Source organism: Streptomyces harbinensis (assembly GCF_900116145.1).
In the GTDB taxonomy this organism is placed as follows: Bacteria; Actinomycetota; Actinomycetes; order Streptomycetales; family Streptomycetaceae; genus Streptomyces; species Streptomyces carpaticus.
The window spans coordinates 190,064-211,146 of sequence record NZ_FPAB01000001.1 but is presented as its reverse complement, the minus strand read 5'-3'; the positions used below and the strand labels follow the sequence as shown (position 1 = coordinate 211,146).

General features: G+C 72.5%; 21 protein-coding genes and 1 riboswitch. Of the genes, 14 read left to right on the top strand and 7 right to left on the bottom strand.

Annotated features, from left to right (window positions below; genetic code table 11):
- Nucleotides 1-139: 139 nt before the first annotated feature.
- A complete protein-coding gene (gene arfB / locus BM385_RS01000) occupies nucleotides 140-580 on the top strand; it encodes an alternative ribosome rescue aminoacyl-tRNA hydrolase ArfB (RefSeq protein ID WP_019431746.1) in 441 nt (146 codons plus the stop codon).
- A 96-nt stretch (nucleotides 581-676) separates the two neighbouring features.
- Here arfB and BM385_RS00995 read toward each other — a convergent pair whose 3' ends face one another.
- Complete coding sequence (locus tag BM385_RS00995; protein WP_237751209.1) at nucleotides 677-1,237, bottom strand: flavin reductase family protein; 561 nt, start codon at nucleotides 1,235-1,237, stop codon at nucleotides 677-679.
- Nucleotides 1,238-1,451: 214 nt separating this feature from the next.
- Here BM385_RS00995 and cdgB point away from each other — a divergent pair, with 214 nt between their 5' ends.
- The gene (cdgB, locus tag BM385_RS00990; protein ID WP_019431744.1) at nucleotides 1,452-3,065 is read left to right on the top strand and encodes a diguanylate cyclase CdgB; all 1,614 of its coding nucleotides are present in this window, start codon (nucleotides 1,452-1,454) and stop codon (nucleotides 3,063-3,065) included.
- A gap of 99 nt (nucleotides 3,066-3,164) precedes the next feature.
- Nucleotides 3,165-4,127: a carbohydrate-binding protein gene (locus BM385_RS00985; RefSeq protein WP_093841885.1), complete on the top strand. Its 963-nt coding sequence runs from the start codon at nucleotides 3,165-3,167 to the stop codon at nucleotides 4,125-4,127.
- Between the two features lie 75 nt (nucleotides 4,128-4,202).
- Here the strand turns inward: BM385_RS00985 and nagA are convergent, their stop codons facing one another.
- A complete protein-coding gene (nagA, locus tag BM385_RS00980) occupies nucleotides 4,203-5,363 on the bottom strand; it encodes an N-acetylglucosamine-6-phosphate deacetylase (RefSeq protein ID WP_019431742.1) in 1,161 nt (386 codons plus the stop codon).
- Nucleotides 5,360-6,334 carry an ROK family protein gene (locus BM385_RS00975; RefSeq protein WP_093841884.1) on the bottom strand — a complete coding sequence of 325 codons (975 nt, stop codon included), beginning with the start codon at nucleotides 6,332-6,334 and terminating at the stop codon, nucleotides 5,360-5,362. The genes nagA and BM385_RS00975 overlap by 4 nt, the downstream gene beginning before the upstream one ends.
- A gap of 135 nt (nucleotides 6,335-6,469) precedes the next feature.
- Between BM385_RS00975 and BM385_RS00970 the strand changes: the two genes are divergently transcribed.
- The 5 genes from BM385_RS00970 to BM385_RS00950 all read left to right on the top strand — a co-directional run bounded on the left by BM385_RS00970 (nucleotide 6,470) and on the right by BM385_RS00950 (nucleotide 11,093).
- Entirely contained in the window at nucleotides 6,470-6,970 is a 501-nt protein-coding gene (locus BM385_RS00970; RefSeq protein WP_139275128.1) for a hypothetical protein, read from the top strand.
- 295 nt (nucleotides 6,971-7,265) lie between these two features.
- Nucleotides 7,266-8,468: an ABC transporter substrate-binding protein gene (locus BM385_RS00965; protein ID WP_246337901.1), complete on the top strand. Its 1,203-nt coding sequence runs from the start codon at nucleotides 7,266-7,268 to the stop codon at nucleotides 8,466-8,468.
- Nucleotides 8,469-8,527: 59 nt separating this feature from the next.
- Nucleotides 8,528-8,776, top strand: a complete 249-nt coding sequence (locus tag BM385_RS00960) for a DUF3263 domain-containing protein (protein ID WP_093841881.1) — start codon at nucleotides 8,528-8,530, stop codon at nucleotides 8,774-8,776.
- A 26-nt stretch (nucleotides 8,777-8,802) separates the two neighbouring features.
- Nucleotides 8,803-9,672, top strand: a complete 870-nt coding sequence (gene otsB / locus BM385_RS00955) for a trehalose-phosphatase (RefSeq protein ID WP_093841880.1) — start codon at nucleotides 8,803-8,805, stop codon at nucleotides 9,670-9,672.
- A 128-nt stretch (nucleotides 9,673-9,800) separates the two neighbouring features.
- Nucleotides 9,801-11,093, top strand: a complete 1,293-nt coding sequence (locus BM385_RS00950; protein ID WP_093841879.1) for a serine hydrolase domain-containing protein — start codon at nucleotides 9,801-9,803, stop codon at nucleotides 11,091-11,093.
- Between the two features lie 92 nt (nucleotides 11,094-11,185).
- Here the strand turns inward: BM385_RS00950 and BM385_RS00945 are convergent, their stop codons facing one another.
- The gene (locus tag BM385_RS00945; RefSeq protein WP_093841878.1) at nucleotides 11,186-12,658 is read right to left on the bottom strand and encodes an alpha,alpha-trehalose-phosphate synthase (UDP-forming); all 1,473 of its coding nucleotides are present in this window, start codon (nucleotides 12,656-12,658) and stop codon (nucleotides 11,186-11,188) included.
- 92 nt (nucleotides 12,659-12,750) lie between these two features.
- Nucleotides 12,751-13,719: a glucosyl-3-phosphoglycerate synthase gene (locus tag BM385_RS00940; protein ID WP_019431734.1), complete on the bottom strand. Its 969-nt coding sequence runs from the start codon at nucleotides 13,717-13,719 to the stop codon at nucleotides 12,751-12,753.
- 255 nt (nucleotides 13,720-13,974) lie between these two features.
- Nucleotides 13,975-14,113, top strand: a riboswitch (SAM riboswitch).
- 16 nt (nucleotides 14,114-14,129) lie between these two features.
- Between BM385_RS00940 and thrC the strand changes: the two genes are divergently transcribed.
- The 4 genes from thrC (at nucleotide 14,130) to groL (ending at nucleotide 18,279) form a co-directional block, all read left to right on the top strand.
- Nucleotides 14,130-15,458: a threonine synthase gene (thrC, locus tag BM385_RS00935; protein ID WP_254791408.1), complete on the top strand. Its 1,329-nt coding sequence runs from the start codon at nucleotides 14,130-14,132 to the stop codon at nucleotides 15,456-15,458.
- On the top strand, nucleotides 15,455-15,733 hold the full coding sequence (locus BM385_RS00930) for a MoaD/ThiS family protein (RefSeq protein WP_026047076.1): 279 nt from the start codon (nucleotides 15,455-15,457) through the stop codon (nucleotides 15,731-15,733). Before thrC ends, BM385_RS00930 begins: the two co-directional genes overlap by 4 nt.
- 410 nt (nucleotides 15,734-16,143) lie before the next feature.
- Nucleotides 16,144-16,347 carry a cold-shock protein gene (locus BM385_RS00925; protein ID WP_004986573.1) on the top strand — a complete coding sequence of 68 codons (204 nt, stop codon included), beginning with the start codon at nucleotides 16,144-16,146 and terminating at the stop codon, nucleotides 16,345-16,347.
- Between the two features lie 306 nt (nucleotides 16,348-16,653).
- On the top strand, nucleotides 16,654-18,279 hold the full coding sequence (groL, locus tag BM385_RS00920) for a chaperonin GroEL (protein ID WP_019431731.1): 1,626 nt from the start codon (nucleotides 16,654-16,656) through the stop codon (nucleotides 18,277-18,279).
- Between the two features lie 133 nt (nucleotides 18,280-18,412).
- Here groL and murQ read toward each other — a convergent pair whose 3' ends face one another.
- Complete coding sequence (murQ, locus tag BM385_RS00915; RefSeq protein WP_093841876.1) at nucleotides 18,413-19,348, bottom strand: N-acetylmuramic acid 6-phosphate etherase; 936 nt, start codon at nucleotides 19,346-19,348, stop codon at nucleotides 18,413-18,415.
- 54 nt (nucleotides 19,349-19,402) lie between these two features.
- Complete coding sequence (locus BM385_RS00910; protein ID WP_078575733.1) at nucleotides 19,403-20,350, bottom strand: MurR/RpiR family transcriptional regulator; 948 nt, start codon at nucleotides 20,348-20,350, stop codon at nucleotides 19,403-19,405.
- A gap of 74 nt (nucleotides 20,351-20,424) precedes the next feature.
- Here BM385_RS00910 and BM385_RS00905 point away from each other — a divergent pair, with 74 nt between their 5' ends.
- Nucleotides 20,425-20,808, top strand: a complete 384-nt coding sequence (locus tag BM385_RS00905) for a DUF8819 family protein (protein ID WP_019431728.1) — start codon at nucleotides 20,425-20,427, stop codon at nucleotides 20,806-20,808.
- The gene (locus tag BM385_RS00900) at nucleotides 20,805-21,077 is read left to right on the top strand and encodes a DUF4031 domain-containing protein (RefSeq protein WP_019431727.1); all 273 of its coding nucleotides are present in this window, start codon (nucleotides 20,805-20,807) and stop codon (nucleotides 21,075-21,077) included. Before BM385_RS00905 ends, BM385_RS00900 begins: the two co-directional genes overlap by 4 nt.
- The last annotated feature ends 6 nt before the right edge of the window (nucleotides 21,078-21,083 follow it).

Below are 21,083 nucleotides of genomic sequence, written 5' to 3'. Positions count from 1 at the left end.
TTTAATCCTGCTTGGTTGATCGGTTGCCCGAGTGCGGGTAGGCACCCCGCACCCCTCCAACGATGACAGGGGCCCGTGGGGTTCCGCGCCGCACGAAAGTGGGATGCGGACCCCCGGGGGCGCGTAGGACCATGGACACATGTCCGGCCCCTATGTCATCCGTGGCTCGGTCCTCCTGCCCGAGGCCGAGCTCCGCTGGCGTTTCTCGCGGTCGGGGGGTCCGGGCGGTCAGCACGTCAACACCACCGACAGTCAGGTCGAGCTGATCTTCGACGTCGCGGCGACCGAGGCGCTGCCGCCGGTGTGGAAGGAGCGGGCGCTGCGCGAGCTGGCGGCGCGCGGGCGGCTGGTGGACGGGCGGCTGCTGGTGGTGCGCGCCAGTGAGCACCGTTCGCAGTGGCGCAACCGGCAGACCGCCGCGCTGCGCATGGCCGGGCTGCTCGCCGAGGCGACGGCGCCGCCGCGGGCGCCGCGCCGGGCCACGAAGGTGCCGCGGGGGATCAACGAGCGGCGGCTGCGGGAGAAGAAGCAGCGGTCGGATGTGAAGCGGGGGCGTTCGGGGCGGCAGGGCTGGGACTGACCGGACCGGCTGCTCGCCGGGCGGAGCGATCGGTCCGTCGTCCGGCGTCCGGCGTTGGGAGTCAGGCGTCCACCGCCCGCCACCCGCCGCCCGCCGTCAGGCGAGGTGGCGGTACCGGCCCCGGAAGTACGCGAGCGGGCCGCCCTCCGCCGGCGGCAGGCCCACCGACAGCACCCGGGCCACCACGAGCGTGTGGTCACCGGCCGCGACGCGCTGCTCGGTGCGGCACTCGACCGTCGCCAGCGCGTCGGTCAGCAGCGGGGCACCGGTGATCTCGCCCAGCCGGTGCGGTACTTCCTGGAACAGCAGCCGGTCGCTCAGCCGGCCCTTCATGGCGAACCGGCCGGCTATGACGCGCTCGCCCTCCGCGAGCAGGGAGGCGGCCCACAGCGGCTGGCGTTCGAGCAGTTCGTCGATGCGCGAGCCGGTCCGTACACTCACCAGCACCAGGGGCGGGTCCAGGGAGACGGACATGAAGGCGGTGGCGGTCATGCCCGCGGGCGCGCCGTGCGGGCCGTCCTCGTCGTCGTGGGCGGTCACCAGGACCACTCCGGCGGCGAGCCGGGACATGGCGGCCTTGAACTCGTCCTCGCTCACTCCTCCAGAATGGGGGACGGGCGGTTCCGGACTCTGGGATGACTCAGTGGGGAGGCGCACTCCGACACGCTAACGGCGCACAGTGGTGCGGCGCATCGGGCCCCAGAACCAGAGGGGACGGGCCGGCGTCCTACATCGTGCGACCGAGCCCTTCCGCAGTGTGACTTGAATCACAGCAGGCGACTTATCGCTGACCCTGTGTACCTAGTGGGCAGCTCCCTGTGATTCAGTGGCCTGTGTATCTGCACGTGCATTCGGGTCGTTCGGGGGAGTGATGGAAACGGAAACGGAGCCATACGTTCGACTCGCCTCGCTGCGAGAGCTGCACCGCGTCCTCGCGAAGCTCAGCACCGCCCGCAGCGTGGCCGACACCTTGCAGACCATCGCCAACGGGGTCGTCGAAGCCGTCGGCTTCGAACTGGCGGCGGTCAACTACGTCAGACCTGACGGTGACCTCCTGGTCGCCGCCGTCGCCGGCAGCCACACCGTCGAAGCCGAGGTGGCCGGCCGCTCCGGCCCGCGCGCCTCCTGGGAACGCCGGCTCAGCATGGGCGAGCGCTGGGGGGAACTGCGCTTCATCCCCTATACCGAGGGCTGGGTCCTCGACCAGGACGACGTCCCCCAGTGGCGCACCACAGGGCCCGCCCCCCGGTACCCGGACGAGTGGCACCCCATGGACCGCCTCTTCGCCCCCATGCACGCCCCGGATGGCGAACTGCTCGCCGTCCTCACCGTCGACAAGCCGCGCAACGGCCGCCGCCCCGGCGCCTGGGGCTGCGAAGCCCTCCAGATGTACGCCACCCAGGCCGCCATCGCCCTCAGCAACGCCCGGCTGCGCGGCAACATGCAGCGCGCCCTGGTCCGGCTTGAGCGCGAGCAGCAAGCCCTGCGCGCCAGCGAGGAGAGCTTCCGGCAGGCGTTCGAGTACGCGCCCAGCGGCATGGCCATAGCCGAGGTCGGCGGCGAGGAACACGGCCGGCTGCTGCGCGTCAACGACGCCCTGTGCCGGCTGCTGGGCCGCTCGGCCGCCGTCCTGCGCCGCTACGGGTTCGCCGACCTCGTCCACCCCGAGGACACCGGCGTCCTGCTGCGTACCTCCGCCGAAGGCGGACGCGCCGAACTCCGGCTCGCCCGCCGCGACGGCAGCTACGTCTGGGTCAGCCTGCGCAACTCGGTGGTCGCCGACGCCGCCGAGGGCGCCCGCATGCTGCTCACCCATGTGGAGGACATCGAGGAGCGCAAGCGGCACGAACTCGCCCTCGCCCACCGCGCCAGCCACGACTCCCTCACCGGCCTGCCGAACTCCGCCGAACTGCGGGCCCGGCTGAGCGAGCGGATATGCGAGCAGGCGCCGCGCCGCGCCCGGCACGGCCGGGACGCCAGCCCGGCCCAGGCCGCGGCCGACGCCTTCGACAGCGGCGCCACGGGGCCGCTGCGGCCCGGGTACGACCATGAGCACATCAGGTCCCCCGAGACGCCCGGCGGCGACGGCAAGGGCCTGGCCGTGCTCTTCTGCGACCTGGACGGCTTCAAGTCCATCAACGACCGCTTCGGCCACGTGTGCGGCGACGCGGTGCTGGTGGAGGTCGCCCGGCGGCTGGAGCGCGGCGTACGGGACAACGACACGGTGGCCCGGCTCGGCGGGGACGAGTTCGTGGTGCTTGCCGAGGGGCTCGGCACGGCCGACGCCTCCGACCTGGCGGTCCGGCTGCGCAACGCGATCATCCCGCCCATCCGGGTGGAGGGCCGCGCGGTCCGGGTCGGGGCGAGCTTCGGCATCGGCTGGGCCTCGTGCGGCATGACCACGGCGGAGATCCTGGAATCCGCCGACCAGCGCATGTACGTCGAGAAACGATCCAGGTCACAGGGCCGCCGCCGAGCCGGCTGAGCGGACAGGGCGGCGCTGTCCCCCGAACGGGGTAGGCTCGCGCCCGTATGTACCAGGGCGGGGCACAGCAGTGACAGGTAAGGGTAAGGAGCGCGGGCGATGAGTGCGGGGAGCCAGGGCAGAGGTACGCCTGAGCAGGGTGACGACCCCTTCGGGTACCTCTATCGACCCGAGGGCGGGCAGGGCGGGGCCGGGCAGCCGCAGGCCCCGCAGCCCCCGCCCTCGTACCACCAGGTCCGCCCGGTCGGCGAGCGGAGCTTCGGCGGCCAGCAGCGCGGTGCCGGGCACGGGCAGCAGGACGCGTACTACGCGGCCCCGGAGACCCAGCCCGGCGGCGCGCACGGCGGCCACGGCGGTCACGGCGGCCGGGGGCGCGGTGACGCGGGTCCGCCGAAGCGCAACGGGCTGCTCATCGGCGCCATCGCCGTCGTCGCGGCGGTGGTCGTGGGCGTCGGCGCGGCGGTGATCTTCAGCAACGGCGACAGCGACGACAGCGATCAGTCCCAGGGCGACCCGACGGTCGATCCGACCGACGACCACCGGGACGAGGACACCAACCCGGAAGAGGAGGACCCGGGCGACGAGGAGGAGGACGAGGACGGCGACCCGGACGCCGAACTGCCGACGGCGGACATCACCGCCCCCGGCGAGGTCACCCTGTCCGCCGGTGCCGTCCTGGAGTCCAACATCCCCGGCGCCCGGTCCGGCAGCGGCGCGTACGTGGGCGGTATGAACAACCACAACGCCACCGTGACCTGGACGGTCGACTTCCAGGGCGAGCCCGGTCAGTACTACTTCAATATGGGATACACCGTGAAGGGCGACCAGTCGCTGAGCTTCGCGGTCAACTCCGAGATCCGCAACGACAAGATCGATGCGCGGGACTTCAACGGGCCGCACATCGACGACTCGGACGGCCTGGACAAGCGGTGGACGCGCACCTGGAAGCTGGTGGATCTGGAACCGGGTGAGAACACCTTCCACATCGGCTGCACACCCGGTGACAAGTGCGACGTCTACATCGACAAGCTGTGGATCACCGACGAGCAGGTCACCGGCTGACGCCCGCCGCGCGCTTTCCTCCGCGCACCCCTCACGGCCGCCACCCCCCACCCCGGGCGGCCTTCTTTCATGGCCTCACGGCTTCACCAGCCATTCACCCCGGCGCATCACTCCCGTCACCGTGAACGCGGCGTCCAGGACCACCAGGTCCGCATCCTTGCCCGCCTCCAGGGAGCCGGTGCGGTCCGCCAGGCCCAGCAGCCGGGCCGGGGTGGTGGACAGCGCGCGGACCGCGTCCTCGATCGGCAGGCCGTCCACCGTGACGGCCCGCCGCAGGGCGCGGTCCAGGGTCAGCGTCGAGCCCGCGATGGTGCCCTCCGGCAGCCGGGCCACCCCGCCGGTCACCTCCACCCGCAGCGGGCCCAGCGGATAGCTGCCGTCCCCCATGCCGGCCGCGCCCATCGCGTCCGTGATGAACGCCACCCGGTCCGGCCCCGCCGCGCGCAGCGCGAGCCGCAGCGCGGCGGGGTGCAGGTGGGTGCCGTCGTTGATCAGCTCGACCGTGACCCGCTCGTCCTCCAGCAGCGCCGCCACCGGCCCCGGCGCGCGGTGGCCGAGGGCCGGCATGGCGTTGAAGAGGTGGGTGGCGGCCCGGGCGCCTGCCTCGACGGCCGCGCGGACGGTGTCGTACGGGGCGTCGGTGTGTCCGACGGCGGCGATCGCGCCGCGCTCGGTGAGCAGCCGTACCGCCTCGATGCCGCCGGGCAGTTCGGGGGCCAGGGTCATCATCCGGGCGGTGCCGCGCGCGGCGTCCAGCAGGCGGCGTACGGCGCCGGGTTCCGGGGCGCGCAGCAGTGCCGGGTCGTGGGCGCCGCAGCGGCCGGGGGAGATGAAGGGGCCTTCGAAGTGCAGCCCGGCGAGGTCGCCCTGTTCGACGAGTTCGGAGAGGGCGGACGCCTGCCGGGCCAGGTCGTCGAGGGTGCCGGTGACGGTGGAGGCGAGCAGGGTGGTGGTGCCGTGCCGCCGGTGGGTGTCGATGGCGGTGAGGGCTTCCTCGGCGGTGCCGGCCGAGAAGGAGGCGCCGCCGCCGCCGTGCACGTGGATGTCGATGAACCCGGGGACGATCCAGTGGCCGGTCAGGTCGAGGACGTCGCCGCCGCCGTTGTCCCGCGTCTGCGTGGTGGGGTCCGCGAGGCGGGAGCCGGCGACGGTGATCCGGCCGCCGCGGTCGATGCCGGTGGGGCGGACGATGTCGGCGCCGGTCAGGGTGGTGAGCGGCGCGGTGCTGGCGGTCATGGTGTGGGGCCTTTCGGGGCGTGGGGGAGGGCGGCGTCCCAGGCGAGCAGCCCGGCGCCGAGGCGGCCCGCGGCGTCCCCGAGGGCGGCGGGCAGCAGTTCGGGCAGCCGGTGGAAGGCCACCGCGCGGTCGGTGAGCGCGGTGCGCAGCGGGGTGAGCAGGGTGTCGCCGGCCTCGCCGAGCCCGCCGCCGATGACGATCAGCTCCGGGTCGAGCAGGCTGATGCCGGTGAGCAGTCCGTCGGCGAGCGCGTCGACGGCCCGCTGCCAGACGGCGCGGGCGGCCGGGTCGCCGGCGGCGACGGCGCGGGCGCAGTCGGCCGCGGTGGCGGCCGGGTCGCCGCAGGCGGCGGCCCAGGCGCGGGTGACGGCGGCGGCGGAGGCCAGGGTCTCCAGGCAGCCGCGCTGCCCGCAGCCGCAGCGGTCGCCGCCGGGCCGGACGATGATGTGGCCGAGTTCGCCGGCGCCGCCGTGCGCGCCGTGTTCCATGCCGCCGCCGGTGCCGATGGCGCAGGCGATGCCGGTGCCGAGCGCGACGAAGAAGAACCGTCCGCTGCCGGCCTTGGCTGCCGCGCCGAGGCGGGCCTCGGCGAGTCCCGCGGTGCGGACGTCGTGGCCGAGCCGCACGTCGAGGCCGTCGAGTGCGTCACTGAGCAGCCGGCGCAGCGGGAGGTCGCGCCAGTCGAGGTTGGCGGCGTACACGGCGGTGCCGGTGGTCTCGTCGACGATGCCGGGGAGGACGACGCCGGCGGCGAGCGGGGGCGTGCCCCAGCGGTCGCGCCCGGTGTCGTACAGCTCACGGGCGAAGCGGAGGACGCCTTCGACGACCGCGTCCGGGCCGGCGTCGCGCCGGGTGGGGCGGCGTGCCTCGTGGCGGGGCCGGCGCCGGTCGGTGCCGATGAGGGCGCCTTTGAGGCCGGTGCCGCCGATGTCGAGGGCGAGGACGTAGCCGTCGTCGTGATCAGTGGTCACCGGCACAGTCTCACCCGGCGGGGCCAACAGGTCTAGTCCACCTGTTTCCCTCCTGGGGGCGAACCGGTTGCTCCCGCGGGGTGATCCGGGGCGCGCCGGCCGTCCGGTCCTGCGGGGGCGGGGCGTTGGGAGGGCATGACGATGCGACGGAGTGTGGCGGTACTGCTGGGGTGTCTGGCCGGTCTCGGCAGCGCGGGGTGTGTGTCGGTGCATCCGGCGGGCGGGGACCTCTGCGCGGGTCCGGCGGCCGAACGCCCGGCGTCCTGCGGGCCGGACGACGCCGGCGAGGGTACCGAGGGCAGCGAGGGCGCGGAGGGCGCGGAGGGTACGGACGTGGTGGAGGCGGGCGCGGCGGAGCCCGCGCCGGTGGGGGAGCCGCAGCCGCATCCGGTGCCCGAGCCCGCGCCGTCCCCGGGCGGCGGTACGGACCCGGGTGCGGCGGACGGGCCGGGCCCGGACGGGCCGGCGGAGGGTGCGTCCCGGCTGCCGGCCGGGGCGGTGCCCGGACTCCCGGAGGGGGTGGGCGGTGTGGACGGCGTGGGCCGGGTACCGTCGTCCTTCGCGCAGGCCTGCGAGCTGGGGAGCGAGATGCTGGACCCGGCCGTGCTCGATCTGTGCCGGTCGGCGGGGAGTTGATCCGGTCCGTCCCCGTTCCCCGAATTATGTGCCCGTCAAACCTCCACGGGCCGCTAGCTGTTGTGAAAGCGATACCGATGGTCACGGTCGTGATCACGACCCCGCAAGGCAGACTCTGAGGATCGCGCGGGCCTGCCGGCGCCGCGCGGCACTTCGGGGCAGAAATGCTTTTCTGGACAAAGGGGTAGTGAAGGTGCGACGTCGGAAGTTCTTGGGAATGGCGGCCGGCCTGACCGGGGCCGTCGGCCTTTCGGCGACCGCGTGCGGGAGCGAGGACTCCGGGAGTTCGGAGACCGTGCTGAAACTGGTGGCCGCCGAGTACGGAGACGCGTCCGACACCGGCAGCACCCAGCGCTACTGGAACGAACTGGTCGCCGATTTCCGGCTGGAACACCCCGAGATCATCATCGATGTGACGACGCTGCGCTGGCAGGACGCCAATGCCGAGGTCGCACGCATGGTGGCGGAGGGAAACGCCCCCGACATCGCGCAGATCGGCGCGTTCGCGGATTTCGCGGCGGCCGGCCAGCTGTACCGGGCGGAGGAACTGCTGCCGATATCCCAGCTCGCCGACTTCATTCCGTCGCTGGCGATCGCGGGCGAGATGCGCCGGGTGCAGTACGGCATGCCGTTCGCGGCGCGCATCGGGCGGCTCTTCTACAACAAGGACCTGTTCGAGGACGCCGGTCTGGACCCCAAGGCGCCGCCGGAGACCTGGGAGGAGCTGCTGGAGGCGGCCACCGCGCTGCGCACGGCGGGCGTCCCCACCCCGTTCGCGCTGCCGCTGGGGCACGACGACGCGGCGGGCGAGACGCTCATGTGGATGGTCAGCGGCGGGGGCGGGCTGACCGACAACACCGGCGGCTACACGATCAGCTCGCCGATGAACGCCTCGACGTTCAACTGGCTGCGGGACGAGCTGGTCGGCCCGGGGCTGACCGGCGAGCGGGCGCCGGGTTCGACCACCCGCGTGCAGGCGTACGCGGACTTCGCCTCCGGCACGGTGGGCATGCTGTTCGCCGACCCGGTGCTGATGCGGCAGGCCGACCGGGGGCAGGTGGAGTGGGGGATCGCCGAACTGCCGGGCGTCGCCGCGCCGTCCACCACCACGCTCGGTGAGGCGTCGTGGGTGATGGCGTTCAACGAGCGGGGGCACCGGGAGGCGATCGGCACCTTCCTGAAGTACGTCTTCACCTCCGAGAACGTCAACTCCTTCGCGGAGCGCTGGGAGCTGCTGCCGGTGACGACGCCGGCCTCGCAGGAGATGCAGGACGCGGAGGAGGGCGACGCGGGGGTGCGGCTGACGCCGTTCCTGGAGTCGCTGCCGACGGCGACGTTCTTCCCGGTGGGCAAGGTGTCCTGGGGCCGGGTGTCCACGCTGGTGGCGCAGGGCATCGGGGCCACGCTGGAGCCGGGGAGCAACGTTCAGGGCATCCTCGCCGACCTCCAGGAGCAGGCGGAGGCGGCCGACCTGGAGGCGCAGGGGCCGCAGGAGTAGCGGGGGAGCAGCGGGGAGGGGCCGGGAGCGGGCTGTCCGTAAGAACATAAAATGCCCGGGTGAGTGGTGAGCGGGGTACGGAGCCGGAGCTGTCCGAGCGCGAGCTGGCGGTGCTGGCCGTCGCACGGCAGGGCTGGACGGACTACGGGGCCCGGGACCGGGCCATCCGCGAGCGGCTGGGCATCTCGCCGACCCGGTTCTTCCAGCTGCTCAACGCGCTGCTGGACGACGAGCGGGCGCTGGCACACGACCCGGTGACGGTCAACCTGCTGCGGCGGCGGCGCGAGCAGCGCCGCGAGCGCAGATGACGGTGCCCGCTGGGTAGGGTCCGGGCATGGGCACTCCTCCCGTACCTTCCTCCCCCTCTTCCCCTTCCTCGCCTTCCCTTCCGGAGCCGGTGACCGAGGCGGGCCGCGACGGGCTCGCGGCGCTGCTCGCGCGCCCGGAACGCGCGCTGGTGGCGCTGGATTTCGACGGCACGCTGGCGCCGATCGTGGACGACCCCACCCGGGCGTACGCGCACGAGGACGCGCTGCCCGCGCTGGCCCGGCTCGCGCCCCGGATCGGGGTGCTGGCGATCATCACCGGCCGCCCGGCCGAGGTGGCCGTGCGGCTCGGCGGGTTCGCCGGGCATCCGGAGCTGGCCGGGCTGACCGTGCTGGGTGCCTACGGCGCGGAGCGCTGGGACGCGGCGACCGGCACCCTGCACCGCCCGCCGCCGCACCCGGGTGTGGCGGCGGCCCGCACCGAACTGACGGACCTGGTGGAGCGGTCGGGCCCCGGCGTGCTGCTGGAGGACAAGGGCAACGCGCTGGCCGTCCACACCCGTACCGCCCCCGACCCGGCGGGTGTGTTCGCCGCGCTGCGCGAGCCGCTGGCCGAGCTGGCGGCGCGGCTGGAACTGGCCCTGGAGCCGGGCCGGTTCGTCCTGGAGGTGCGCCCGCCCGGCACCGACAAGGGCGCGGCGCTGACCGCGCTGGCCCGGGAGACGGACGCCTCGGCGGTGCTGTACGGCGGCGACGACCTCGGTGATCTGGCGGCGTTCGACGCGGTGGCGAAGCTGCGCGAGGCCGGGGTGCCGGGGCTGCGGGTGTGCAGCGGCAGTACGGAGGTGGCCGAGCTGGCGGCGGTCACGGATGTGACGGTGGACGGGCCGGCCGGGGTGGCGGGGCTGCTGTCCGCCCTCGCGGCGGCGCTCGGCTGAGGCCCGGTCGGCTCCACCGGCCGGGGTGGGGGCAGCCCCACCCCGGTTCCGGGGGCCATCCGGCTCGTGGTTGTCAGTGACACTCGGTAACGTTGTGTGCAGTGATACTGACAGAACGGAGTCGGATGATGGATGCGGTGCACAACGGCGGTCGCGGCGGCACGCGGTCGCGGCGCACGGCGTGGACCCGGGCCGGGCTGGCCGTCACGGGCCTGGGCACGATCGCCGCCGTCGCCCTGCTGGCACCGGGCGGTGGTGGCGCGGTGGCCGGGGCCGCCGAGCAGCACGGGGCGGGGCACGGCGACCGGTTCGCGCGCCAGCTGGAGCGGGACACCGAGGCGGTGGTGGCCGCGGGGGCCACCGGCGTCACGGCGGAATCGGTGGACGCGGCCGGGACGCACCGGACGGCGCGGGCCGGGGTCGACGATCTGGAGCGGCAGGGCGAGGTGCCCGGGAACGCGTACTACCGGATCGGCTCGGACACCAAGACCTTCGTCTCCGTGGTCACCCTCCAGCTCGTCCAGGAGGGGAAGCTGGCGCTGGAGGACACGGTGGAGGAGCTGCTGCCGGGCGTCGTCACCGGCAACGGCAACGACGGCGGCCGGATCACGGTCACCAATCTGCTGCGGCACACCAGCGGTCTCGCCAACTACACGGACATTCTCTTCCTCTCCGATCCGGACGCCCTCACCCCGGAGAACTACCGCGAGACCCGGTTCGCCACCTCCACCGCCGAGGAGAAGGTGGCCCTCGCCCTGACCGAGGCCCCCGGCTGGCTGCCGGACGCGGACGATCCGCAGGGCGAGACCCGGTGGTCGTACTCCAACACCAACTACATCCTGGCCGGGATGATCATCGAGAAGGTGACCGGGCACTCGTGGGAGCACGAGGTGCACGAGCGGATCATCGAGCCGCTGGGGTTGCGGCACACGCTCACCCCGGGCAGCGGCGCGTATGTCCCGCAGCCCACCGCCACCGCCTACATGCAGTTCCCGGGGAGGGAAGAGCTGACGGACACCTCGATCATGGCGGACGCCGGGGCGGACGGGGCCATCATCAGCACCACCGCCGACATGAACACCTTCCTGCGGGCGCTCCTCGGCGGTGAACTGCTGGAGCCGGCGACGCTGGAGACGATGAAGGAGACCGTGCCCGCCGAGGAGTTCGCGCCGGGCGCCGGGTACGGGCTCGGCATCGTGTGGCGCCCGGTGGCGGGCGCCGACCCGGGGCGCTGTGCGGACGGCGGGCTGTGGTTCCACGGCGGCACCTCGTTCGGCACCGTCTCGGAGGGCGGGGTGAGCGGCGACGGCCGCTACTCGGCGGCGGCGGCCGGGTTCACCCTGTGGCTGGACGACCAGGAGAAGGCCGAGGCGCAGTTCCAGGCGGGCTACGACCTGGTGGACCGGGCGGTCTGCGGCTGACCCCTGCGGGGGGCCGAGCCGGACCCGGCCGTCTGGAGCGGGCCCTCGGTTGGCCCCGGCCTGGCCCGGCCTGGCCCGCCCCGCCCCGGCCGTCAGGTCGTGCGCAGTGCTTCGACCTGGGTCAGGAACCAGTCGCGTGGGGTGAGCGCGGTGGCGGCCTTCGCCAGGCGTCCGGCGCGGGTCCGCCGTTCGTCCGCGTCCATGGTCAGCGCGCGGTGCAGGGCCTCGGCGGTGCCGGCGATGTCGTAGGGGTTGACCAGCAGGGCGTCGTCGCCGAGTTCGGCGGCGGCGCCCGCCTCGCGGGACAGCACCAGGGCGCAGCCGCGCTCGGAGATCAGCGGGATCTCCTTGGCGACCAGGTTCATGCCGTCCCGGATCGGGTTGACCAGCGCCACGTCCGCCATCCGGTAGGCGGCGAGCGAGCGGGCGAAGTCGTCCTTGACGTGCAGCACGACCGGCGTCCAGCCGTCCTGCCCGAACTCGGCGTTGATGCCCTCGGCGACCCGGGACACCTCGGCCGTGTAGTCCCGGTAGACGGCCAGGTCCTGCCGGGAGGGGTAGGCGAACGCCACGTGCACCACCCGGCCGCGCCATTCGGGGCGTTCGGTGAGCAGCCGGCGGTAGGCGAGCAGTCCGCGCACGATGTTCTTGGACAGTTCGGTGCGGTCCACCCGCACGATGGTGGCCCGCTCGCCGACCTGTTCGCGGAGGGCAGCCAACCGCTCGTCCACATCGGGCCGGTGGGCGCGCTCGCGCAGGAACGCGCCGTCGGCGCCCAGCCCGTGCACGCCGAGCCGGGTGGTGCGGCCCTCGTACGTCACGGTGAAGGCGTCCGGGCCGCCGGGCGCGGCCTCGCGCACCTCGGCGCCCAGCAGTTCGGCGCAGCAGTCGGCGAAGGCGCCCGCCCAGCGCCGGGTGAGGAATGCGGCGCGGTCGGCGCCGAGGATGCCGAGCAGCACCTGCCGGGCGATGGCGTCGGGCAGTACCCGGTAGAGGTCCGGCGGTGCCCAGGGGGTGTGGGAGAAGTGCCCGATCCGCAGATCGGGGCGGCGTTCGCGCAGCAGGGCGGGGACGAGGGAGAGGTGGTAGTCCTGGACCAGCACCTCGGCCCCCGGTGCCGCCTCGGCGGCGAGCGCGTCGGCGAAGGCGGTGTTGTACGTGGTGTAGCCGGTCCACTGGCGCTCGAACTCGGCGTCGTACACCGGTTCCAGCGGGGTCTGGTACAGCAGGTGGTGGACGAACCACAGCACGGAGTTGGCGATGCCGTTGTAGGCGGCGTCGAAGATGTCCGGGGGGATGTCCAGCATGCGCACCGGCCGGCCGCCGGTGTCGGCGGGGTCCAGGGTCGCGCCGCCGGCCCGGGAGACGGCCTCGCGGTCGCCGGGGCCGAGCGCCGCGCACACCCAGGTGCCGGCGGCGTCGCCGAGGGCGGAGAGCCCGGAGACCATGCCGCCGCCGCCGCGCCGCGCGGTGAGCGTGCCGTCCTCGGCGAGCGTGTAGCTGACGGGGCCGCGGTTGGACGCGACCAGGACCGGGGGTGTCTCGGAGTCTGCTGCAACGCCCATGACCCGACCCTAGCCAGGAAGCCCCCCACACAAACGTGCCACCGGTCACCCTCGGCGTGTCCGTGCGGGGGGCGCCGTCCGCCCCGCCGGGGTCAGGCCGCCTGGCGAGCGGCGTACTCCGGGACGGTGGCCATCGGCGGGCGTTCCTCGGTGTGGATGGTGTGCGTCAGCGGCGAGAAACCGCCCTCCGCCAGGCGTTCGAACTGCATCATGCCCTGCTGCACCGGGACCGGGCCGTGGCCCGGCAGCCGGCTCTGGGCGGTGCGCATGATGGCCGCCGCCATCCGGCCCAGGGCCTGGCCGTCCTGGTGGCGGTGTTTGCGCACCCCGACGTCGACCTGGCCGACCGCGTCGAGCCCGGCGAGGTGCAGGGTGTCGATGAGCAGGCCGAGTTCGACGCCGTAGCCGACCGGGAAGGGCAGCTGTTCCAGCAGGGAGCGGCGGGCCGCGTACTCGCCGCCCAGTGGCTGGACGACGCCGGCCAGCTGCGGCCAGTGCAGGTTGAGCAGCGGGCGGGCCACCAACTCGGTGACCCGGCCGCCCTGGTGGGCCCCTGAGGGTGCGTCACCGAGCGGGCGGTCGTACATGGCCTTGACCAGGTGCACATCGGGTTCGGTGAGCAGCGGCCCGAGGATGCCGGAGACGAAGCGGGAGTCGAACTCCCGCAGGTCGGCGTCGACGAAAGCGATGATCTCGCCGCTGGTGGCCATCAGGGAGCGCCACAGCACCTCCCCCTTGCCGGGGACGGTGGGCATGCGCGGGATGATCTCGTCGCGGTGGACGACCTTGGCGCCGGCCGCTGCGGCGACCTCTCCGGTGCGGTCGGTGGATCCGGAGTCCACCACCATCAGCTCGTCGATCAGTGGCACGGTCTCCATCAGGTCGCGCCGGAGCGCTTCCACGATGGTGCCGACGGTCGCTTCCTCGTTCAGCGCGGGAAGCACGACGCTGACGCTGCCCGCAGGGCCGGCCGACGCTTTCGCGTCCAGCAGCCGTCGCAGCGAGCGGTCAGCGGCAGTCCAGGACCGGCGGGTCAGCCACTCCTCAGCCTCTTCCAGCACGAATGTCGCTCCTGTTCGCTTCGACCACATAAGTCGGGTAGGTCAGGTAGATCACGTCAGTCGGTTCTGTCGGGCATGTCATCAATGGCCGTATATGGCCCTCATCGGAGGTGCCCAGTTCGGGCGAGAATATGTCTGTCTCCTGTTCGTCTCGCGGATCGGACGGCCCGAGCCATTGTCCGGGGCGTCCGTTACAGTCTCGGACAGCGCAGGTGTCCTCCGCATATCGGGGACGCTGCGCAGCCAATCGAATACAGCTCATCCAGAGGGGCAGAGGGAACGGCCCGTTGAAGCCCCGGCAACCCTTCCGCCGGTCTCGTAAGGACGCGAGGCTCCCGGTGGGGAAGGTGCCAATTCCGTCCTGTGGCGAAATCCGTCACGGGGAAGATGAGGAGAAGGGCCTCGTAGCCATGCCTGTGCTGACCTCGCACACTCCCGCGCCCGACGGCGCTCCCCGCCCCTCCGCCGCCCCGGGATCCGCCGGCGCCCCCGTCGATCTCGGGCCCGCCGTGGCGCTCTCCTGCCGCGAGTGCGGCGAGCGGTTCCCGCTCAGCCCGATCTTCGCCTGTGAGGCGTGTTTCGGCCCACTCGAAATCGCGTACGATCTGCCCACCGGTGACCCCGGAGCGCTACGGAGCGCCATCGAGGCCGGACCGCACAGCATCTGGCGCTACGCCCCGCTGCTGCCGGTGCCGGCCGACGTCGCCACCAAGCCCAACCTCCACCCCGGCGGCACCCCGCTGGTCCGGGCCGACCGGCTGGCCGCGGCGCTGGGGCACGGCGGCGAACTGTACGTGAAGGACGACTCCGGCAACCCCACCCACTCCTTCAAGGACCGGGTGGTCGCCAACGCGGTGGAGGCCGCGCGCGCCTTCGGCTTCACCACGCTCTCCTGTTCCTCGACCGGCAACCTGGCGGGCGCGGTCGGCGCCGCCGCCGCGCGGGCGGGCCTGCGCTCCTGTGTGTTCATCCCGCACGACCTGGAGCAGGGCAAGGTCGTGATGGCCGCCGTCTACGGCGGCGAGCTGGTGGGCATCGAGGGCACCTACGACGACGTGAACCGTTTCTGCAGCGAGCTGATCGGTGACCCGGCCGGCGAGGGCTGGGGCTTCGTCAACGTCAACCTCCGCCCCTACTACGCCGAGGGCTCCAAGACCCTGGCCTTCGAGATCGCCGAACAGCTCGGCTGGCGGCTGCCCGACCAGCTGGTGGTCCCGATCGCCTCCGGCTCCCAGCTCACCAAGATCGACAAGGGCATCAAGGAGCTGATCGCGACCGGCCTGGTCGAGGACAAGCCCTACAAGATCTTCGGTGCCCAGGCCGAGGGCTGCTCCCCGGTCAGCCAGGCGTACAAGGCCGGGCACGACGTGGTGCGCCCGGTGAAGCCGGCCACCATCGCCAAGTCGCTGGCGATCGGCAACCCGGCGGACGGCCCGTACGTCCTGGACATCGCCCGCCGCACCGGCGGCGCGGTGGAGGACGTCACCGACCCGCAGATCGTGGACGCCATCAAGCTGCTGGCCCGCACCGAGGGCATCTTCGCCGAGACGGCGGGCGGGGTGACCGTGGGCGTGACCCGCAAGCTGATCGAGACCGGGCAGCTCGACCCGGAGCTGACGACGGTCGTACTGAACACCGGCGACGGCCTCAAGACCCTGGACGCGGTGGCCGGGACCACCGGTCCGACCGCCATCATCCGTCCGAATCTGGACGCTTTCCGAGAGGCTGGCCTCGCATGAGCGTGACTGTCCGAATCCCGACCATCCTGCGCACCTACACCGGCGGCCAAGCGGAGGTTTCCGCCGACGGCGGTACGCTGCGCGACGTTCTCGCCGATCTGGAGCGGAACCACCAGGGCATCTCCGCCCGGGTGCTGGACGACGCGGGCAAGCTGCGCCGTTTCGTGAACGTGTACGTGAACGACGACGACGTGCGGTTCGCCGAGGGCCTGGACACTCCCACGCCGGACGGCGCCGGGATCTCCATCATCCCGGCGGTGGCGGGCGGCTGCTGACCGCACCGCGTCACGTCTACGTTTGATCACATCTTCAACAACCGCCCCGGAGCTGCCCGCTTCGGGGCGGTTGGGCGTTTCCGGGGCGATAGAGTGGGCTCGCGCGCGTCGCCGGCCCCACGGCCCAGCCGATGCCAGTCGCCTATGAATTCACGACACTTCTCGACGGAAACGCGCGGAAATTCGCTGCACCAATTGCCGGATTGGCGCGATAAGACGCGAAGGAAATATTCGATTTTCTTCTGCTTTGCGTAATTTGCCCGTTTGGGCGCTCCAAGAATTCTCTCCTCAATGGCCTGTTGCAGAGGGCTTCCGTCCAGATACATTCAGCGGCGGTCGACGCGTTCCGGTCTGACCCGGGTCCGTGAAGTGCGGTCTCGTGAAAGGGCCAGCAACATGGGGAGTTTGGAATGGCTCAGGGCACCGTCAAGTGGTTCAACGCGGAGAAGGGATACGGCTTCATCGCGGTAGACGGTGGTGCGGACGTGTTCGTCCACTACAGCGCGATTCAGATGGACGGCTACCGCACTCTGGAAGAGGGGCAGCGGGTCGAGTTCGAGATCTCGCAGGGACAGAAGGGTCCTCAGGCCGACATGGTCCGGGTGACCGCCTGAACCGCCGACCGTACTACCACCGCAGCCGAGCGACCGGGGCCCGCACCCAGCGCACACCAGCGCAGGGGTGCGGGCCCTGTCATGTGCGCCCCCGCCGTCACCTGCGACAACGCGAAGGCGCTTGCACTCTCATGGGGAGAGTGCTAATCATGGGTTAGCACTCTGAGGGTGAGAGTGACAGCAGAGACCGGTTCGGTGAGGTCGTGAGCCAGGCGGGGCAAGGAACCGCCGGGCGTACGGCCGTCCGTCGCGGGCGCCGGCGCGGTCCTGGAGCATCCACCCCGTCATATGGGAGGACCCCTTCACATGGCCAAGATCATCGCGTTCAACGAGGAGGCGCGGCGCGGCCTTGAGCGCGGGATGAACCAGCTCGCCGACGCCGTCAAGGTCACGCTCGGTCCCAAGGGCCGCAACGTCGTTCTGGAGAAGAAGTGGGGCGCCCCCACGATCACGAACGACGGTGTCTCCATCGCCAAGGAGATCGAGCTGGAGGACTCCTACGAGAAGATCGGCGCCGAGCTGGTCAAGGAGGTCGCCAAGAAGACCGACGACGTCGCGGGTGACGGTACGACCACCGCCACCGTGCTGGCTCAGGCCCTGGTCCGTGAGGGTCTGCGCAACGTCGCCGCCGGCGCCAACCCGATGGCCCTGAAGCGGGGCATCGAGGCCGCCGTCGAGAAGGTCTCCGAGGCGCTGCTCGGCCAGGCCAAGGAGGTCGAGACCAAGGAGCAGATCGCCTCCACCGCCTCCATCTCCGCCGGCGACATCCAGATCGGCGAGCTGATCGCCGAGGCCATGGACAAGGTCGGCAAGGAAGGCGTCATCACCGTCGAGGAGTCGCAGACCTTCGGTCTCGAGCTGGAGCTCACCGAGGGCATGCGCTTCGACAAGGGCTACATCTCCGCCTACTTCGCGACCGACATGGAGCGCATGGAGGCCGAGCTGGAGGACCCCTACATCCTCATCGTCAACTCCAAGGTCAGCAACGTGAAGGACCTCCTTCCGCTGCTGGAGAAGGTCATGCAGGCCGGCAAGCCGCTGCTGATCATCGCCGAGGACGTCGAGGGCGAGGCCCTGTCCACGCTGGTCGTCAACAAGATCCGCGGCACCTTCAAGTCCGTCGCCGTCAAGGCGCCCGGCTTCGGTGACCGCCGCAAGGCCATGCTGACCGACATCGCCATCCTCACCGGTGGCCAGGTCATCTCCGAGGAGGTCGGCCTCAAGCTGGAGAACGCGGGCCTGGACCTGCTCGGCCGCGCCCGCAAGGTCGTCATCACCAAGGACGAGACCACCATCGTCGACGGTGCCGGCGACAGCGACCAGGTCCAGGGCCGGGTCAACCAGATCCGCGCCGAGATCGAGAACTCCGACTCGGACTACGACCGCGAGAAGCTCCAGGAGCGTCTGGCGAAGCTGGCCGGCGGCGTGGCCGTCATCAAGGCCGGTGCCGCCACCGAGGTCGAGCTGAAGGAGCGCAAGCACCGCATCGAGGACGCGGTGCGCAACGCCAAGGCCGCCGTCGAGGAGGGCATCGTCGCCGGTGGTGGCGTGGCCCTGCTCCAGGCCGCCTCCGCGCTGGACAAGCTGGACCTGGAGGGTGACGAGGCGACCGGTGCCGCCGCCGTCAAGCTCGCCCTGGAGGCCCCGCTGAAGCAGATCGCGGTCAACGCCGGTCTCGAAGGCGGCGTCGTGGTCGAGAAGGTCCGCAACCTGCCGCAGGGTCACGGCCTGAACGCCGCGACCGGCGAGTACGTCGACCTGCTGGCCGCCGGGATCCCCGACCCGACCAAGGTCACCCGCTCCGCGCTGCAGAACGCCGCCTCCATCGCGGCGCTCTTCCTCACCACCGAGGCCGTCATCGCGGACAAGCCGGAGAAGGCGGCGGCCCCGGCCGGCGACCCGACCGGTGGCATGGGCGGCATGGACTTCTGATCCCACCCGGATCGAATCCGCCCGAGCGACAGGGGCGGCACCCCGGACCTGCACGGTCCGGGGTGCCGCCCCTCGGCGTTCTGTGTGCCGGGCACCGGCGGGGCCGGCGTGTCCGGGCCGGGCCGAGTGGCCGTCAGCCCTTCGCGGCAGCCGTCAGGGCCGCCCGCAGATGGCCGTGCGACTCCGACAGCAGCCGCCCGGCGGTGGGCGCGTCCACCTTGCCGAGAATGGTGAGGATCGCGTTCTTCACCTCGCCGTCGGTCGCCCGCAGCGCCGACTCGATGACCGGATCGGGCGCCCCGGTCGCCAGATGCACGATCCGGCGCGAACGGGCCCGCAGCTTCTCGTTCGAGGCGCGCACGTCCACCATCAGATTGCCGTAGGTCTTGCCCAGCCGGATCATGCTGATGGTCGAGATCATGTTGAGCACCAGCTTCTGCGCGGTGCCCGCCTTCAGCCGGGTGGACCCGGAGATCAGCTCGGGCCCCACCACCACCTCGATGCCGTGCTCGGCCGCCGCCGCCAGCGGCGAATCGGCGTTGCACGACAGGCCGATGGTCAGCGCCCCGCACCCGCGCGCGTACTCCACCGCGCCCACCGCGTACGGCGTGCGGCCGGAGGCCGAGATGCCGACCACCACGTCGTCGGCCGTCACCCCGTGCCGCCGCAGATCCTCGGCGGCCAGCGCCTTGCTGTCCTCGGCGCCCTCCACCGCCGTCACCATGGCCCCGGGGCCGCCGGCGATCAGCCCGACGACCTGGGACGGATCCGTGTTGAACGTCGGCGGGCACTCGCTGGCGTCGAGCACCCCGAGCCGCCCGGCCGTGCCCGCGCCGAGATACAGCAGCCGCCCGCCGCGCGCCAGCCGCAGCGCGGCGGCGTCGATCGCGGCGGAGATCTTCGGCAGCTGGGCCGCAACGGCGCCGGGCACCCCGGCGTCCTCGCGGTTCATGGTGCGGGCGATGTCGAGCGTGGAGCGCTGGTCGATCTCGGCGAAATCGGGACGGTGCGCCTCGGTGGTCAGACCATCGAGTTCGGAACGCAGCTCACCATAAGGACTGAGGGACATGGAGGTGCGGCTCTCCGGAGTACGGGGGTTCGAGGGGGTCGGGCGCGGCGCCGGTCAGCGGTCGCGCGGTGAGTGGCGGTGCGCCAGCGCCTCGTAACTGGCGTGCAGCGCGGGCGCGGCGGTCTCGTACGTACGCTGCGCCACACCGATGAACAGGCAGTCGATCACCAGCAGCTGGCTGGTGCGGCTGGACATCGCCGCCGGGCGCAGTTCGCTCTCGCGCGCGGTGGAGGTGGTCAGGACGTGGTCGGCGTACTGGGTGACCTCGCCGTCCGGGCGGCCGGTGATGGCGACGGTGGTCGCGCCGTGGTCGAAGGCCGCCTGGAGCGGTTCGATCACATCCACGGTGCGGCCGGAGTGGGTGATGGCGACCGCCACGTCGCCGGCCCGCAGCTGGACGGCCCCCGTGACCGCCAGATGAGGGTCCGCGTGCGCGTGCGCCACCAGGCCGATCCGCAGCAGTTTCTGCGCCAGGTCCTGGGCGACCAGCGAGGAGGCCCCGATGCCGTACACGTCCACGCGGCGGGCGGTGGCCAGCGCGCTGACGGTGGCTTCGAGCTGGGCGAGGTCGAGGGCGCCCGCCGTGTCGGTGAGGGTCTGCCGCTCGTCCTGGGTGAGCTTGGCGACCACCTCGCTGAGCGGGTCGTCGACCGAGATGTCGGCGGTGACGGCGGGCGCGGCGCCGGACGCCTGCTGGGCGGCGAGGCCGGCCAGCGCCAGCCGCAGATCGCGGTAGCCGGGGTAGCCGAGCATCCGGGCGGTACGGACCACGGTGGCCTCGGATGTGCCGGTGCGCTCGGCGAGGCCGGTGACGGTGAGAGCGGCGCAGCCGGCCGGGTCGGAGGCGACGGTCTCGGCGACGCGCTGCATGGAGCGGGTCATGGAGGGGGTCATGGTGCGGACCTTGGCAGCCAGGGCCGCCGGCTCCGGAGGAGCGGGACGCGGGGGTGAGACGGCGACGGGACGCGGTCGGCCGGCCCGGCGGACGAAATTTTCCTTCATCGCATTCCTCACAGACGAAACATATTTTCGGAGAAGTTGTCGCGTCAAGCCCTGGGAGTGCTCCAATAGTGCGTATGAACCAGGAGACGCCGGAAGAGGCCGTGCACCGGGGCCGCGCGCTGGTCCTCGCCGATCTGGCGGCCTGCGACGCGGCCGGGCCGGCCGAGGTCTCCGCCCTGGAGAGCGCGATGGAACACCGCCGCTGGTGGTGTGCCCAGTGGCCGCAGGGCGCCCCGTACCTGCCCGGGCTGCTCGCCCAGGACGTCCAGGACGCGCTGCTGGACGCGCACGGCGCGGCCGGACGCTGGCCGGTGTGCCCGTTCTGCGAGGATCACCACGCCCTTGACCTGGAGCCGGAGCTGTCCGACGCCCCGCACTGGGTGTGCGGGGCCCGGGGCCGCACCGTCGCACCGCTGGGCGGCCTCGACCGCGCCGGCGAGGCGGACGGCGCACCGTGACGGTCTACATCGACCCGCCGACCTGGCCGGGGCATGGCCGGATGTGGTCCCACCTGATCAGCGACGTCTCGTACGACGAACTGCACGCCTTCGCCGCTCGGCTGGGCGCGCCGCCGAGGGCGTTCGACGGCGACCACTACGACATCCCGGCCGAGAGCTACCAGGACGCGGTCCGGCTCGGCGCGGTGGAGGTCGGCAGCAAGGCCCTCCTCGGCCACCTCACCCGCGCCGGCCTGCGCCGCCGCAAACGGCACCGCCGGACGGCCTGAACCGGC